The organism is Micrococcus sp. Mcc28, assembly GCF_024519775.1.
GTDB classification, from domain to species: domain Bacteria; phylum Actinomycetota; class Actinomycetes; order Actinomycetales; family Micrococcaceae; genus Micrococcus; species Micrococcus luteus.
In genome coordinates, this window is record NZ_JALJRH010000006.1 from 1 (window position 1) to 14,600 (window position 14,600).

Genomic DNA, 14,600 nt, shown 5'->3' on the forward strand with positions numbered 1-14,600 from the left:
ACATGTCCCCAGGGTCTCAGCTGACTCGTGCATCTATTCTCAGACACGCCCTAGGTCGCGGGCGAGTACCGCCGGGTAGCTCGGGCCCTCGAGGAGTGTCATGAGGATGCGGGAGCGGGTCGGGTCGGCCATCGCCCGGCCCAGCCGGTTCATCACGTCCAGCCGCGAAGCAATAGTCAGCATGCGCTGACCATACAGAACCTGCTGACCTCTCGTGTGTGGCTCCCGCTGCTGATATCTGCATAGGTGTATGGTCGTGGCATGAGTGTGACGCCGTTGGATTCGTGTCAGGTCACCGCCGTCCATCCGGAGAAGGTGGCGCTGACCCGGGAGAGGATCCCCGACGAGCGCGAGGCCGGCAGGTTGGCCGGGCTGTTCAAGCTCCTGGGGGACCCGCGCCGTGCCCGGGTGCTGTATGCGTTGCTGGAGGCCGGCGAGCTGTGCGTGTGTGACCTGGCGGCGTCGGTCGATGTCGCGGAGGCGTCGGTGTCCCAGGTGCTGCGGGTGCTGCGTTCCGCTGGGGTGGTCGAGAACCGCCGGGAGGGGCGGATGGTGTACTACCGCCTCGCTGACGGGCATGTGCGGATGCTGCTGGACGTCTCCCGTGAGCACGCCCGCCACGAGGGGCAGGGCTGATGGGGGCGGGACACAGCCATGCCCCGGCGACCGGGCATGCCGGTGGCCGCTACCGTCGGCGGCTGGCGGGGGCGTTCGCCCTGACGGCGGGCTTCTTCCTGATCGAGCTGGTCGCGGGGCTGGTGTCGGGGTCGTTGGCGCTGCTGTCGGATGCCGGGCACATGGCTGCCGATGTGGTGGTGCTGGGTGCGGCGCTGCTGGCGACGCGCATCGCGAGCCGGCCGGACTCCACGGGGCGACGCACCTATGGCTCCTACCGGGCCGAGGTGTTCGCCTCGGCGTTGGCGGTGCTGGCGATGCTCGCGGTCGGGGTGTACGTGGTGGTCGAGGCCATCAGCCGGCTGGGCGACGCGCCGGAGGTGGCCTCCGGCGCCATGCTCGCGGTCGGCTTCGCCGGCCTGGTGATCAACATCATCTCCATGCTGCTGCTGCGCAGCGGGGCCAAGGACAGCCTGAACGTCAAGGGCGCCTACTACGAGGTGATCGCCGACGCCGCCGGGTCGGTGGGTGTCATGGTCGCCGGCGTGCTGATCATCCTCACCGGCCAGCCGATCTGGGACGTCGTGGTCGCGGCGCTCATCGCGGTCTTCGTCATCATCCGGGCGGTGGTTCTGGGCAGGCAGGTGATCGCGGTGCTGGGCCAGCACGCCCCGGAAGGGGTGGACCCGGAGGACGTCGCCGGTGACCTGGACGCGGTCGAGGGGGTGGAGGAGGTCCACGACCTGCACCTGTGGACCCTGACGTCGGGGATGAACGTGGCCACGGCCCACCTGGTCGCTGACCAGGGCGCGGACCACGGCGCCGTGCTTGCCGGCGCGCGCCGGGTGCTGCGCGACCGTTACGGTATCGCCCATGCCACCTTGCAGGTGGAGGGCGCCGGCAGCGACGGCTGTCACGACCTGAGCTGGTAGCACTCGGCACGGAAGCCCGCTCGCGAGAGCCGCACATGCTTGAGCAACGTCTTAGGAGCGCGCGATGACCGCGAAGCACGGCAAGGGCCCCGGGCCGGACGAGGGCCAGCGGCCGGCCCGGCGCGGGGTGGTGCTCACCCTGCTGGGGATCGGTCTGGTCGCCGCGGCTTACGTGGTGACGATCGTGGTCATGGTGGTGCGGTGACGCGGCCCAAACGGACCGCGGCCTCATGGCGGCGCCGCAAGGCGGTCATCGCGTCGTCCAGTGCTGTCCTCGTCGGGTCGAGCACGTAGAGGTCGTGAAGACGTCCAGATATAGGCCTGGGACGGGAGTTCTTGCATCGACTGAACTCCCCGGTGGTTGCAGGTCCGATACGCAGGGGTGCCAGTAAGTAGGGCTGATCGGCGCCCATTTTCTTGTCTCGCGCCCCGGGGCGAGGCGGTCCCCTATCGGTGTCCCTGTGTGCGGGGCAGGTTCACGCCGCGCAGCAGGAGAGCTTGGCGATGTCGGTGGTGAAGGCCTGCGCGGTGAGCTTGAGGCCTTCGGCCATGGTCAGGTAGGGGCTCCAGAGGTTGGCGACCTGGCTGGTGGTCATGCCGGCCTCGAGCATGTAGACCCCGGCGGCGGCGAGGTCGCCGGCGTCCTGGGCCAGGGCGGTAATGCCGATGATGCGGCCGGTGTCGGCGTCGGTGACCATCTTGATGAACCCGCGGGTGTCGCGGTTGACGATCGCGCGTGGGACGTGCGCGAGTGACAGGACACGGCTGTCGTAGCGGATCCCGGCAGCGGAGGCCTGCCGTTCGGTCATCCCGACGGCGGCCAGGGCGGGGCTGGTGAACACGACCCGGGGCAGGTGGCGGTAGTCGACCTCGAGGCCGGCGCCGGTGAGGGCGTTGTCGGCGACGAGGGCGCCGTGGGCCGCGGCGACGTACACGAACTGACGGTGGGCGGTGACGTCACCGGCAGCCCAGACGCGCGGGTTGGTGCTGCGCAGATGGCTGTCGACAACCACCTCGCCGTGGTCGCCGGTGCGCACGTCGACGGTGTCGAGACCGAGCGTGGCGGTGACCGGGCGGCGCCCGGTGGCGACGAGTACCTCGGCCGCCCGGAGTTCCTGTGAGCCGTCAGTGGTGGTGGCAGTGACCGTGACCTCGCCGGTGGCCGGGTCGCGGCGGACCGCGCTGGGCACCGCGCCGCGGATGATCTGGATGCCTTCGTCCGTGAAGATCTCATCCAGGGCGGTGGACGCCTCGGGTTCTTCCTGGGACGCCAGCCGTGAGCGGACCAGCATGGTGACCCGGACGCCGAGCCGAGCGAAGAGCTGGGCCTGCTCCATCGCGACGTAGCCGCCGCCGATGACCAGCAGCGACTCCGGGACGTGGTCCAGTTCCATCGCGGTGGTCGAGGTCAGGTAACCGGCCTCCTGCAGGCCGGGGACCGGCGGCGCCCAGGGCCTGGAGCCGGTGGCGATGAGGTAGTGCGCGGCCCGGACCGTCTCCACCGTGCCGTCAGGGCCGGTGACGCGCAGTGCCGGCTCGCTGGGTGTGCCGACGAACGTGGCGTCCCCGGGGTGGAGATCCCATCCGTACTCGGTGGCCAGGTCCAGGTACTTCTCGCCACGCAGTGACCCGACGAGCCGATCCTTGCCGGCGATCAAGGCGGGCATGTCGACCGGCCGGACTTCGGGGAGCGGCAGGCCGGGGAACCGGGAGGCGTCGAGTGTGACGTGGCGGGCCTCGGCGGTCGCGAGCAAGGCCTTGGAGGGCACGCACCCGGTGTTCACGCAGGTACCGCCGACGGTGCCACGCTCGATCATCACCACCCGTCTGCCGAGGTTGGTGGCGCGGATCGCGGCCGCGAACGCCGCCCCACCGAACCCGATCATTGCCAGGTCATACGACCTGCTGTTAGCCGTTGCCGTCATGAACTCCTCCTTCATCGCCCTCAGGATCGACCTTCCAGTGCACTGGAAGGTCAAGGGGGAGAATGAGTGGCATGCGGATCGGTGAGGTGGCTCGGGCGTCGGGCACGACGAGCAAGACCCTGCGGTACTACGAGGAGGTCGGGCTGCTACCCGCCGCGGACCGCACCCCGGCGGGCTACCGGGACTACGGCGCCGAGGTGCTCGACCGGCTGGACTTCATCCGCCGGGGGCAAGCGGCCGGGCTGACCCTGGCCCAGATCGGTCAGGTGCTGGACATCCGCGACCGGGGGCAGGCCCCCTGCCGGCACGTCACCGACCTGCTCGACACCCGCCTTGATGTGATCGACCGGCAACTCGCCGAGCTCGCGCAGCTACGCACCACGATCGCCGACCTGCGCGAGGACGCCGCCGCCGGCGACCCGGCCACGTGCTCCCCCGAGGATGTCTGCCGCTACCTGTGACACCGAAGTTCACGGGCCCGTGGCAGCGCATGGCGGCCCACTCTGTTGCGTTGGGGTGTTAGACCTTTCGCAACGGTTCTGTTGCGCGGGGTGCACCCTATCGCGACGCCTATTCCTCCGGCCTGCCGTCGGCCGCTGTCCCGGTGAAGGATCGGCTTGCGGAACGTGAGCCTCACTCGCAGCGCCCTCTTGCCCGCGTGCTTGGAGGCCGCCACTGAGCTCCGACAGAACCCCGCCATATAGCGGCGCAAGCCACACATGACACCGGGCGGCACACCGAGCAGCCGCCACAAACGACCGATTTAGCCGTTACACGCCCGTGAGTCGGAGCATGACTGAGCCCATTGAGGCCGGAATGGGGGGCGAGGCCACTGTGCCGATTCTGATTCTTTGTCCACACCACCGCGGGGGCCGTTTCAGCGGCCCCCGCGGTGGTGTTGCCGAGGTGTGGACTCAAGCCGCGCGGGGCAACACTCCGCGCAAGACGTCGGTGAGGGTGACGACCCCAGTGAACCGGTTGTCCTGGGTTACTGCGGCCAGCTGGCGGCTGTTGCGGCGCATGGAGGCAAGTGCTTCGTGCAACGGTGTGGTGGAGGGCAGCGTCAGAGCCTGCTGGATAAGCGGCTGGATTGGCGCAGAAGGCTCCATCGTGAGGGTGTCCCGCACGTGGACGACGCCCGGAACGCTCTCAGGGGTATGGTCCGGCTGGACCAGGATACGCAAGTGCCCTGAGCACGCAGCGGCATTCTGGACCGCCTCGACGTCGGCGTCGGGGGCGACCTTGACCGGGTGCTGACCCTGGGGGAGGAGGTCCCCGAGAGTGAGGGTCTGAAGGTCCAGGGCACCGGCCAAGGCTTCATGGTTCTGCCGGTCCAGGGTGCCGGCGGCGGCGGAGTGCTCAACCAGCTGACGAATGGCCGCTGCGTCGTAGCCGCCCACGGCGGCTTGGTCCACGGGGGTGACGCCGCTGAGGGTCACCAGGCGGTTGGCCAGCCGGTTGGCCAGCAGCAGCAGGGGGCGAACGGTCCAGACGAAGGCGCGTGCGGGCACGGCCACGGCTTTGGCTGCGGTCTCGGGGTGGGCAATGGCCCAGGACTTGGGGGCCATCTCCCCGATGACCAGGTGAAGGAAGGTCACGGCCAGCAAGGACAGGACGAAGGAGGCGGTTCCGGCTGCCGCTGCGGGGATGCCCCAGTCCTCCAGGACGGGGCCGAGCCATGCGTCGACGGCCGGCTTGGTGATCGCCCCCAGGGCGAAGGTGCACAAGGTGATGCCCAACTGGGCTGCGGCGAGCATGAGGGTCAGCTCGTCGACTCCCTTGAGAGCGGCCCGCGCGGCGCGGCTGCGTCCTGCCTCGGCCTCTAGCCGGTGCCGGCGGGCGCCCAGCAGGGAGAACTCCATGATGACGAAGATCGCGCTGAGCACGATCAGCGCTGTGGTCACGAGCATGACGATCAGTGGACCGTGCATCATCGCTCCTCGTCCGTGGTGGCGTCGGGCTGGGCCTCGTGGGCGGCATGGCTGCCGGCGGTGTCAGAGCGGGGCACCTCGATGAGGTGGATCCGCAGTCGAGCCGGGACCCTGCGTTGGATGGAGAGGACCTCGACCTGCAGGTGGCGGTCGTAGACCTCCTCAGCCCCGAAGTCTCGTGGGTCCTCGGGCAGGTCGATCGTGATGACCTCGCCTTCCCGGGGCAGACGGCCCAGAGCGTCGATGGTCAGACCGGCGGCGGACTCGGCCTCGGTCACGGGCAGGGGGTGCCCGACGAGGCGCTCGAGCTCGTCCAGGTGGGCCTCTGCGCTCAGGACCCAGGAGTGCAGGCCTGTGGCGGTGATCTCCTCCTGGGGGTGCAGGTCGTGCTCGTCCGTGAGCTCGCCCACGAGCTCCTCCGCGAGGTCTTCCACTGTGAGCACGCCGACGAAGCCGCCGAACTCGTCCACGATGCACGCCATCTGCTGCCCTGAGCCGTCGAGCTCCCGGGCTGCGTCGGGCAGGGACATCATCGTGGGCAGCACCAGTGCAGGGCGCATCAGGGCGGACACGGGGGTGTCCGGGGCCATCCGGGTCTCACCGAGCAGGTCGGTGAGGTGGACTACCCCGAGCGGTTCGTGTTCGTTCGAGATCACCGGGTAGCGGGTGTGGCCGGTGGCCATCAGGTCGCGCACCTGAGCCAGGGAGGTCTGGGGCTGAACCTCGTCCACACGCGAGCGGGGCACCATCGCGTGCTGCACGTCCTGGTCTGGGAAGTCCAGCACCCGGTCGATCAGGACGGAGACCTCCGCGGGCAAGGATCCGGACGCTCTGGAGTCCAGGGCAATGCGGTCCAGGTCCTCGGCGGTGGCGGTGCTGTCGACGTCGTGCACTGGCTCGATGCGCAGGAGCTTGAGCAGCACCTCGGCCGCCTTGTCGAAGACCCAGATGAGCCAGCCGAACAGGCCGAGGTAGATCTGCGTGGGCCTGGCCAGAGCGCGGGCCAAGGGCTCGGGGTTGGCGATGGCCAAATTCTTGGGGTACAGCTCGCCGATGATCATCTGCACCAGGGTGGCCACCATCAGTACGCCCAGCGTGGAGATGGCGATGACCACTTCAGAAGGCAGTGCGGTGCCGCCGAGCAACTCGGTCAGGGCCGCACCCACCATCGGCTCTGCCACGTAGCCCACCATGAGGCCTGTGACCGTGATCCCCAGCTGCGCGCCGGAGAGCATGAAGGAGGTGCGGCGAGTGACCTGCAGTGCGCGGGCGGCGGCGCGGTCGCCGGCCTTGGCGGCGGTCTGCAGGCGGACGCGGTCGACAGACATGTACGCGAATTCCTGGGCCACGAAGAAGCCGTTGGCGGCGATGATCGCCAGGATGATGAGGGATCCGAGGATCAGTGTCAGGACTGGATCCATGCCTGAGTCACCTCCCCACGAGGTGCAGGCGACCCCGCCAGCTGCGGGGTGGGGTGGGGGTGACGCTCGGACTGTCACCAGGGCAGGCGGCTGGGCCGTCGCTCATGTATTCAGGGGCTCCAAAAGGGGTCGAATGAATAATGGCGGCACATTACCACCGGTAACCGGTCGCAGGGCAGGGTGGGGTGTGGCCTCGCCGCCGACATCGGGCATCTGCCCGCCAGGATGTCCAGCCGGGTATGAGTACGCGACACGACTCCATCCTGTCGCCCAATACCCTGCCACGTTGGGAGACACGCCCTCGACGCCCCAAGGCGGGGGACGTGGGGGAGGGGCCGGTCATCCCCTGGGGGTCACCGGGCCCTCCCATCGGACTTCGCCGTCCACGACCTCGCCGGTCGGGCTCATTCCGATACGACGGGCCACGGCGACTGACGCCTCATGGTCGGGGTGGATATGGGCGATGACCTGTTTCGCGCCCATGTCCGCGAGTTCAGCCAGCAGGAGAGCAGCTGCTGCTGAGGCGCAGCCCTGGCGTTGCCACGGTGCTCCGATGACCCAGGCGATTTCGGCGGGCTGGCCAGAGACCGGGATAGTGGCTTGAACGTAGCCGAGTGCTTCCCCGGAGGTCTCGAATACCACCACGTGATTGAGCCAGGTCTCGGTCTCATCAGCCGAGTGGCCCCGGCTCTGAAGGGTGTACTGGCGGGTGAGCCCCTCGACGGTCGGCGGTTCACCCCCGGTGTACTGGTAGAGGGCCGGGTCGGCTAGGACCCTGGCCATCTCGGGTGCATCCCCCGGGGAAAGTGGCCGGAGGCGAACCTGTTCCGTCATGAGGGCAAGCAGAGCCCGGCGGGCCGGAGATGTCAACCAGTTCGTCGGCGCCGGTCGAAGTGAAGTACCTGGTCCCTGCCTCGGACAGTCTCGAACTTGTGTCCATGCATATGGCGCGAGCCAGGATGGCCACAAACGACCGATTGAGCCGACCGGATGCCCCCCGAAGGAGCCCCTGCCCGGAGTGCCGGGAGGACCACGAGAGCGGACGATGACCACGACGCCCCCGCGCAGCAGCGCGAGGGCGTTCGCGTTGGGCTCGGTGGCCACCCCGAGCCCCGCCGCTGCGTTGGCCCCGGCACGACCCCAGGCTGCCCTAGGCCCCACCCCGTGGCGGAAGCAGTTGGAGGTGCCCGCCCGGCCCCGAGCGGACACCACCCCCTGTCGAGGACCCTGCGGGACCACGCTGGTACGTCAGCCGGCGTGCGCTGGACAGGTGTCCGCGTGGTCCTGTGGATGGACCGGCGCAGGAGAAGATGCCCCTGGGGCACGTCGCCGGCGCATGTCGGTGAGGCCCGAAGGGAGAGGAGTGCGACACGATGTGGGAGCCACCGGTCGTGGGAGGCAACGACGACGGCTCGGGGTAGTCCGGGTCGCCGCCATGGGGTCGGAAGGGAAGAGATCAGCTCAAGCCGTGGCGGGCGGCGAACGGGTCCCGGGAGCTGTCCGTGTGGGGCTCGTACTCTGCGCGGCGTGTGGCCGCTTCGGCGACGGCCTCGCCATGCAGCTCGGTGATCAGTGCGGCGGTCATGTCCATGCCTGCGGCTACACCAGAGGACGTCCACCGGTTCCTGTCCTGGACCCACCGGGACTGTGCCTTCCAGTCCACGTGCGTGCCGAAGCCGGCGGCCCACGTGAAGGCACGTTTGTTCGAGGTCGCCTGATGACCCTCGAGCAGACCGGCCGCGGCGAGGAGAGCCGAACCGGTGCACACGGAGGCGAGGATCTGCGCTGTGCCGGCCACATGCCGCAACCAAGTGAGGAACTCCTGGTCGTGCACGAGCCGCCGGGTCCCCTGGCCGCCGGGGACCAGCAGGATGCCGGGCTGGGCGAGGTCTGCGTAGGCGAGGTCTGCGACGACCTGGGCGCCGTGGGAGCTGGTGACCGGGCCGGGCTGAGGGCCGACGTATTCCACGCTCACTTGTGGGACCAGCCCGAAGAGCTCGGCGGGGCCGAAGACATCCAGCAGTTCGAAGCCCTCGAAGAGCACGATGCAGACACGACGTGGTGCCGGGGGAGTCGCCGTCATGTCGCCCATCCTCGCACCGGCCGGCAGCACAGGGTGTTGAACGCCGGGTTCGGTGGAGGATGATTCGCTGCGCTATCCCCGGTGCCGAGTCCTCGTTGGGCCAGCCCCGCGCCGTCAAGTCGGGTATACCCCTTTACCCGCCCCGCCCACCCACAAGGCCATCGCGTCAGTCACGGCCCCGGCCCGGGCTGTTGGACAGAAGTGGAGGAGGGTCCATGACGTGGTGGGACAGACCGTCGGGGACCTGCAGGCCAGCCCCGGTGGGAGTCGGCCGACGCCCCGCACGGTGGTGCGCCGGCGCGGGGGACGGAATGGGGCACCTTCATCATGGTGGGTCATGGTCCAATCCGAGGGTCCGAGCACGGCGTTCTGCTCCCCGTCTAGGAGGGGGAGGAGGGCCACGCCGGCGATTCCTCCGCAGGACCGCTCGCCAAATCATGCCGGTTCCCCGTCGGCGACGTAGGCGCGGCCGCGCCGCCCACCAGTGGCCTCCGGGACCTGGACCCGAGGTCAGCACGCGTGGACAGTCCACGAGATGGATGCGTGCGTCGCCCAACAGATCTGTGCGGTGGGCCCGGGCGGAGTTCGGGGCAGTGATCTACCGGGCGGTGTCACAGGTGTGCAAGGAGCGGTGTCGTCGCTGGGGTCAGGAACGAGCGTGTCGTGCCCACCTGTCGGAGCTCGCCCGGGCCGTCCGTTCGGACCGCACGGGCGCGTTCAGCCCGTCCCCCCTCACCCCCCACCGCGTGGGCCGCTGGGAGGTGGATCGGATGGCCGCCCGGAGGACGACCGAGTCTCGTGGATTCGTCCTGGAGCCGCGATGCCTCGCGCTCGTGTCCCGATGGGGGATGGAAGAGCATGCAGGCCGGGGAGGGGGAGGATGCTGGGCGGCCTGGACGTACCACGTGGGCTCACAGGTGCAGCGCGTGGCGAAGACCCCGCCGTCCCGTCCGTCACAATGACCGACTGCGGTCCGGGCTGGAGGGGCCGGGTCGCTAGGGTGGTCCCGTGAAGACCTTCGACGAGCTGTACGCGGAACTGACGCGCAAGGTGCAGGAGCGCCCCGAGGGCTCCGGCACCGTGTCCCAGATCGACGCCGGCGTCCATGCGATCGGCAAGAAGGTCGTCGAGGAGGCGGCCGAGGTCTGGATGGCCGCCGAGTACGAGTCGGATGAGGCCGCCGCCGAGGAGATCTCTCAGCTGCTGTACCACGTGCAGACCATGATGATCGCCCGCGGTATCAGCCTCGAGGACGTCTACCGTCACCTCTGAGGCCGCCGGCCCCATTCCCCGCCCGCCCCACCGCATCCCCGAGGAGACCGACGCGTGCTGCGCATCGCCGTGCCCAACAAGGGCGCCCTGTCCGAGTCCGCCCGCGAGATCCTGACCGAGGCCGGCTACCGGCAACGCCGGGACTCCCGCGAGCTCGTCCTCGTGGACCCCGAGAACCAGGTGGAGTTCTTCTACCTGCGCCCACGGGACATCGCCGTCTACGTCGGCCAGGGCACCCTCGACGTCGGTCTGACCGGCCGCGACCTGTTCTGCGACGCGCAGGTGGGGGACACCGCCGAGGAGATCATGCCGCTCGGCTTCGGCCGCTCCGTGTTCCGTCTCGCCGCCCCCGCCGGCTCCTTCACCTCCGCCGAGCAGCTCGCCGGCAAGCGCATCGCCACGAGCTACGACGGCCTGCTCTCCGACTACCTGGCCCGCACCGGCCTGGACGCCACGGTGGTGCACCTCGACGGCGCCGTGGAGTCCTCCGTCAAGCTCGGCGTGGCGGACGCGATCGCCGACGTCGTGGAGACCGGCAGCACTCTGCGCGCCGCCGGCATGGAGGTCTTCGGCGAGCCCATCCTCGACTCGGAGGCCGTGCTGATCGGCCGCGCGGGGGAGCGCCCCGAGGGCCTCGACGTGCTGCTGCGCCGCCTCAAGGGCGTGCTCGTGGCCCGCCGCTGGGTCATGATCGACTACGACATCCGCCGTGACCTGCTGGAGGCGGCCACCGCGGTCACCCCGGGGTTGGAGTCACCGACGGTCTCCCCGCTGCGGGACGAGACGATGGTCGCCGTGCGCTCCATGGTCCGCAAACCGGACGCCAACCGCGTCATGGACGAGCTGTACGCCCTGGGCGCCCGCGGCATCCTGATCTCCGCGATCCACGCGATCCGCCTCTGACGGCCCGCGCCGTCCCGCCCGAGCCCCCCGAGACGAAGGAGCCGACGTGAGCCTCGCCGTGCGTGTCATCCCCTGCCTGGACGTGGACGCCGGGCGCGTGGTCAAGGGCGTGAACTTCGAGAACCTGCGTGACGCGGGCGACCCGGTCGAGCTCGCTCGCCGCTACAACGCCGCCGGCGCCGACGAGCTCACGTTCCTCGACGTCACCGCCTCCACCTCGGACCGCGCCACGACCTACGAGGTCGTGACCCGCACGGCCGAGGAGGTCTTCATCCCGCTGACCGTGGGCGGCGGCGTGCGCACCGTCGAGGACGTGGACCGGCTGCTGCGCACGGGGGCGGACAAGGTCTCCGTCAACACGGCGGCCGTGGCCCGGCCCGAGGTGATCACGGAGATCACCCGCCGCTTCGGGTCCCAGGTCCTCGTGCTCTCCCTCGACGCCCGGCGCACGGAGGACCCGGGCTGCGCCTCCGGCTACGAGGTCACCACCCACGGCGGCCGCCGGGGCACCGGCATCGACGCCGTCGCCTGGTGCCGGGAGGCCTCCGAGCGCGGGGTGGGGGAGATCCTGCTCAACTCGATCGACGCGGACGGCACCCGCGAGGGCTTCGACCTGGAGATGATCCGGGACGTGCGCGCCGTGACGCGCGTGCCGCTGATCGCCTCCGGCGGCGCCGGCGAGCCCGAGCACTTCCCGCCCGCCGTCGCGGCCGGCGCGGACGCGGTGCTCGCCGCCTCCCTGTTCCACTTCGGCCCGGACGACATGCTCGCCCGCGTCAAGGACGCCCTGCGGCAGGCGGGGCACACCGTCCGCTGACCCCGGACGGAACCGTCCGCGCGGCGGCCGCGTCGTCGCGGGGGCGCCGGCCCGAGGGTGCGGGGGAGCCTACCCCGGCGGCCACGCCCCGCTCCGGCTCCCTAGACTGGACCTCCATGAGCCTCTCCCCGCCCGACGACCTCGTGGCCTCCGTGACCTTCGACGACCGGGGCCTGGTGCCCGCCATCGCCCAGCAGGAGGGCACCGGCGAGGTGCTCATGATGGCGTGGATGAACGAGGAGTCCCTGCGCGCGACGCTCGAGACCGGCTGGGCCACCTACTGGTCCCGCTCGCGCGGCGAGCTGTGGCGCAAGGGGGAGACCTCGGGCCACCTGCAGCGGGTGCGCGCGGTCCACGCGGACTGCGACGGCGACACCCTGCTGCTCACCGTGGACCAGACCGGCCCCGCCTGCCACACGGGCACCCGCACCTGCTTCACCGGCCGCGAGCTCGTCATGCCGCCGGCCGCCGTCGACCCCGAGGAGGCCGCCCGATGACCGCCGCCACCACTCCCTCCCGTGCGGAGTTCCTGCGTCTGGCGGACACCGCCCGCGTGATCCCCGTGGTCCGCACGGTGCTGGCGGACGGCCTCACGCCGCTGGCGATCCACCGGCGCCTGGCCGGCTCCCGCCCCGGCACCTTCCTGATGGAGTCCGCCACCCCGGGCGCGGCGTGGTCCCGGTACAGCTTCATCGGGGCCGGCTCATCCGTCACCCTGACCTCGCGGAACGGCGAGGCGCACTGGCAGGGCACCCCGCCCGAGGGGCTGCCCACGCAGGGCCGCGCCCTGGACGTGCTCGCGGCGTGCCTGCGCCTGCTGCGCACGGACGTGCGCGCCGAGGTCGGAGGCGTCCTGCCGCACCTCGTCTCCGGCATGGCCGGCTTCCTGGGCTGGAACACGGTCCGCGCGTGGGAGCGCCTGCCGCACCCGCCCGAGGACCACCTCGGCCTGCCCGACCTCGCGATGAACCTCGTCACCGACCTGGCCGTGCACGATGCCCTCGACGGCACCGTGACGCTGATCGCCAACGCGGTGAACGGCAACGGCCTGGCCACCGGCGCGGACCGCGCCTACGACGACGCGCTCGCCCGCCTGGACGCCATGGTCGAGCGCCTGGCCGCCCCGGCCGCGGACCCGGTCAGCGACGTCCCGCGCCGCTGGCTCGAGGCGGACGCGGACGAGGTCGCCGCCCAGGCCGAGGACCGGTGGGGTGCCGAAGGCTTCCGCGAGGCCGTCGCGAAGGCCCAGCGGGCGATCCGCGACGGCGACGTGTTCCAGGCCGTCGTCTCCCGCCGCCTCTCGGTCACCACGGACGCCACCGGTCTGGACGTGTACCGCGTCCTGCGCACGGTGAACCCGAGCCCCTACATGTACCTCTTCTCCTTCGAGACCCCGGACGGGGAGCCGTACGAGATCGTGGGCTCCTCGCCCGAGGCGCTCGTCACCGTGCGGGACCGCCGCGTGGTCACCCATCCGATCGCCGGCTCACGGCGGCGCGGGGCCACCGAGGAGGACGACCGCCTCCTCGGCAAGGACCTGCTGGAGGACGAGAAGGAGCGGGCCGAACACCTCATGCTCGTGGACCTCTCCCGCAACGACCTCTCGCGCGTGTGCCGCCCCGGCACCGTCGAGGTCACCCAGTTCATGGAGCTCGAGGCGTTCAGCCACATCCTCCACCTGGTCTCGCATGTGGAGGGCCGCATGCGCGACGACGTCGACGCGCTCGACGTCCTCCGCGCCGCCTTCCCCGCCGGCACGCTGTCCGGCGCCCCGAAGCCCCGCGCCCTGCAGCTGCTGGACGAGTGGGAGCCGACCGAGCGCGGGCCCTACGGCGGCGTCGTCGGCTACTTCGACCTGGCGGGCAACATGGACATGGCGATCAACATCCGCTCGGCCACGCTGCACCGCGGCCAGGCGCACGTGCAGGCCGGCGCCGGCATCGTCGCCGACTCCGATCCCGACGCCGAGACCGCCGAGACCGTCACCAAGGCGACGGCGCCGCTGCGGTCCGTGCTGACCGCGGGCGAGCTGGGGCAGGCGTGATGCGCCGCCGCACCGTGGTCCTCACCGCGCTGGCCGCCGGCGGGCTCGTGCTGCTCACGGCGGGCCGCACCTGGGTGACCGCCACGGGCCTGTCCGGCGGGATCGCCTCCGAGGCGACGACGTCGGGCGGCGCCGCCGCGCCCGTCGCCACCGCCATGGCCCTGGTCGTGATGGCCGGTGCCCTCGCCCTGACCACCGCCCGGCGCCTCGGCGCCGTGATCGTCGGCGTGCTCATGGCGCTGGCCGGGGTCGTGATCGCCTCGACCTCGGTCACCGCCGCCCTGGATCCGGCGACGACGGCGGCCGCCGCGGTCGCCGACGCGACCGGGACCACTGCGCTCGCGCAGGACTACGCCGTGACGGCGTGGCCGTGGGTCGCGGCGGCTGGCGGCGTCCTCGCGGCGCTGTGCGGCGTCGTGGCGGCACTGGCGGGCCGTGGCTGGCGTTCGTCCCGGCGCTACGAGAAGGCGCCTGCGGCCTCCGAGCCCGGCCCGGCCGCCGCCGGGGAGCAGCCCGCGCAGTCCGCCCGCGAGGCGGCCCAGCGCCGGCGCGTGGACCAGATGGACGCGTGGGACGAGCTGTCCCGCGGCAACGACCCCACGTGAGTGCCCGTCTCTCGGACCGCCCCGCACCGCCCGGGTCGTCCCGGGTCACGCG

General features: G+C 71.0%; 15 protein-coding genes and 1 pseudogene. 10 read left to right on the plus strand and 6 right to left on the minus strand.

Annotated elements, in window-relative coordinates; all coding sequences use genetic code 11:
- Positions 1-48: 48 nt before the first annotated feature.
- Positions 49-183 (minus strand): annotated as a pseudogene (locus NR073_RS04250) (ArsR family transcriptional regulator); the annotation flags it as partial.
- A gap of 78 nt (positions 184-261) precedes the next feature.
- Between NR073_RS04250 and NR073_RS04255 the strand changes: the two are divergent.
- From NR073_RS04255 to NR073_RS04265, 3 genes are all read left to right on the plus strand, one after another.
- On the plus strand, positions 262-636 hold the full coding sequence (locus NR073_RS04255) for a helix-turn-helix transcriptional regulator (protein ID WP_041103922.1): 375 nt from the start codon (positions 262-264) through the stop codon (positions 634-636).
- Entirely contained in the window at positions 636-1,547 is a 912-nt protein-coding gene (locus tag NR073_RS04260) for a cation diffusion facilitator family transporter (protein WP_002854089.1), read from the plus strand. The genes NR073_RS04255 and NR073_RS04260 overlap by 1 nt, the downstream gene beginning before the upstream one ends.
- A gap of 64 nt (positions 1,548-1,611) precedes the next feature.
- Complete coding sequence (locus tag NR073_RS04265) at positions 1,612-1,752, plus strand: hypothetical protein (RefSeq protein ID WP_002854087.1); 141 nt, start codon at positions 1,612-1,614, stop codon at positions 1,750-1,752.
- A 271-nt stretch (positions 1,753-2,023) separates the two neighbouring features.
- On the opposite strand, the gene merA is transcribed toward NR073_RS04265, so the two are convergent.
- The gene (gene merA, locus NR073_RS04270) at positions 2,024-3,487 is read right to left on the minus strand and encodes a mercury(II) reductase (RefSeq protein WP_049146770.1); all 1,464 of its coding nucleotides are present in this window, start codon (positions 3,485-3,487) and stop codon (positions 2,024-2,026) included.
- Positions 3,488-3,543: 56 nt separating this feature from the next.
- On the opposite strand from merA, the gene NR073_RS04275 reads away from it, so the two are divergent.
- Entirely contained in the window at positions 3,544-3,933 is a 390-nt protein-coding gene (locus NR073_RS04275; protein WP_036382791.1) for a heavy metal-responsive transcriptional regulator, read from the plus strand.
- Positions 3,934-4,386: 453 nt separating this feature from the next.
- Here the strand turns inward: NR073_RS04275 and NR073_RS04280 are convergent, their stop codons facing one another.
- The 4 genes from NR073_RS04280 to NR073_RS04295 all read right to left on the minus strand — a co-directional run bounded on the left by NR073_RS04280 (position 4,387) and on the right by NR073_RS04295 (position 8,907).
- Complete coding sequence (locus tag NR073_RS04280; protein ID WP_036337237.1) at positions 4,387-5,403, minus strand: CNNM domain-containing protein; 1,017 nt, start codon at positions 5,401-5,403, stop codon at positions 4,387-4,389.
- Positions 5,403-6,824 carry a hemolysin family protein gene (locus NR073_RS04285; protein ID WP_041103920.1) on the minus strand — a complete coding sequence of 474 codons (1,422 nt, stop codon included), beginning with the start codon at positions 6,822-6,824 and terminating at the stop codon, positions 5,403-5,405. Before NR073_RS04285 ends, NR073_RS04280 begins: the two co-directional genes overlap by 1 nt.
- 339 nt (positions 6,825-7,163) lie before the next feature.
- Entirely contained in the window at positions 7,164-7,658 is a 495-nt protein-coding gene (locus NR073_RS04290; RefSeq protein ID WP_060973785.1) for a GNAT family N-acetyltransferase, read from the minus strand.
- Positions 7,659-8,280: 622 nt separating this feature from the next.
- Positions 8,281-8,907, minus strand: a complete 627-nt coding sequence (locus NR073_RS04295) for a DJ-1/PfpI family protein (protein WP_041102686.1) — start codon at positions 8,905-8,907, stop codon at positions 8,281-8,283.
- Positions 8,908-9,915: 1,008 nt separating this feature from the next.
- Here NR073_RS04295 and NR073_RS04300 point away from each other — a divergent pair.
- From NR073_RS04300 to NR073_RS04325, 6 genes are all read left to right on the plus strand, one after another.
- Positions 9,916-10,179: a phosphoribosyl-ATP diphosphatase gene (locus NR073_RS04300; protein WP_041102687.1), complete on the plus strand. Its 264-nt coding sequence runs from the start codon at positions 9,916-9,918 to the stop codon at positions 10,177-10,179.
- Between the two features lie 54 nt (positions 10,180-10,233).
- The gene (hisG, locus tag NR073_RS04305) at positions 10,234-11,082 is read left to right on the plus strand and encodes an ATP phosphoribosyltransferase (protein WP_041102688.1); all 849 of its coding nucleotides are present in this window, start codon (positions 10,234-10,236) and stop codon (positions 11,080-11,082) included.
- 46 nt (positions 11,083-11,128) lie between these two features.
- Positions 11,129-11,899 carry an imidazole glycerol phosphate synthase subunit HisF gene (gene hisF, locus NR073_RS04310; protein WP_041102689.1) on the plus strand — a complete coding sequence of 257 codons (771 nt, stop codon included), beginning with the start codon at positions 11,129-11,131 and terminating at the stop codon, positions 11,897-11,899.
- A 116-nt stretch (positions 11,900-12,015) separates the two neighbouring features.
- Positions 12,016-12,396 (plus strand): phosphoribosyl-AMP cyclohydrolase, encoded by a 381-nt coding sequence (hisI, locus tag NR073_RS04315; RefSeq protein ID WP_041102690.1) that lies wholly within the window; start codon positions 12,016-12,018, stop codon positions 12,394-12,396.
- Entirely contained in the window at positions 12,393-13,943 is a 1,551-nt protein-coding gene (locus NR073_RS04320; protein WP_041102691.1) for a chorismate-binding protein, read from the plus strand. The genes hisI and NR073_RS04320 overlap by 4 nt, the downstream gene beginning before the upstream one ends.
- Positions 13,943-14,548: a Trp biosynthesis-associated membrane protein gene (locus NR073_RS04325; protein ID WP_041102692.1), complete on the plus strand. Its 606-nt coding sequence runs from the start codon at positions 13,943-13,945 to the stop codon at positions 14,546-14,548. Before NR073_RS04320 ends, NR073_RS04325 begins: the two co-directional genes overlap by 1 nt.
- The last annotated feature ends 52 nt before the right edge of the window (positions 14,549-14,600 follow it).

What these genes read in the sequence shown, in the direction of transcription:
- NR073_RS04325 (WP_041102692.1), top strand. Translation starts at nt 13,943, where the DNA reads ATGCGCCGCCGCACCGTGGTCCTCACCGCGCTGGCCGCCGGCGGGCTC.
- NR073_RS04280 (WP_036337237.1), bottom strand. Translation starts at nt 5,403, where the DNA reads ATGCACGGTCCACTGATCGTCATGCTCGTGACCACAGCGCTGATCGTG.
- NR073_RS04255 (WP_041103922.1), top strand. Translation starts at nt 262, where the DNA reads ATGAGTGTGACGCCGTTGGATTCGTGTCAGGTCACCGCCGTCCATCCG.
- merA (WP_049146770.1), bottom strand. Translation starts at nt 3,487, where the DNA reads ATGAAGGAGGAGTTCATGACGGCAACGGCTAACAGCAGGTCGTATGAC.
- NR073_RS04285 (WP_041103920.1), bottom strand. Translation starts at nt 6,824, where the DNA reads ATGGATCCAGTCCTGACACTGATCCTCGGATCCCTCATCATCCTGGCG.
- hisI (WP_041102690.1), top strand. Translation starts at nt 12,016, where the DNA reads ATGAGCCTCTCCCCGCCCGACGACCTCGTGGCCTCCGTGACCTTCGAC.
- NR073_RS04290 (WP_060973785.1), bottom strand. Translation starts at nt 7,658, where the DNA reads ATGACGGAACAGGTTCGCCTCCGGCCACTTTCCCCGGGGGATGCACCC.
- NR073_RS04275 (WP_036382791.1), top strand. Translation starts at nt 3,544, where the DNA reads ATGCGGATCGGTGAGGTGGCTCGGGCGTCGGGCACGACGAGCAAGACC.
- NR073_RS04260 (WP_002854089.1), top strand. Translation starts at nt 636, where the DNA reads ATGGGGGCGGGACACAGCCATGCCCCGGCGACCGGGCATGCCGGTGGC.
- NR073_RS04295 (WP_041102686.1), bottom strand. Translation starts at nt 8,907, where the DNA reads ATGACGGCGACTCCCCCGGCACCACGTCGTGTCTGCATCGTGCTCTTC.
- NR073_RS04265 (WP_002854087.1), top strand. Translation starts at nt 1,612, where the DNA reads ATGACCGCGAAGCACGGCAAGGGCCCCGGGCCGGACGAGGGCCAGCGG.
- NR073_RS04320 (WP_041102691.1), top strand. Translation starts at nt 12,393, where the DNA reads ATGACCGCCGCCACCACTCCCTCCCGTGCGGAGTTCCTGCGTCTGGCG.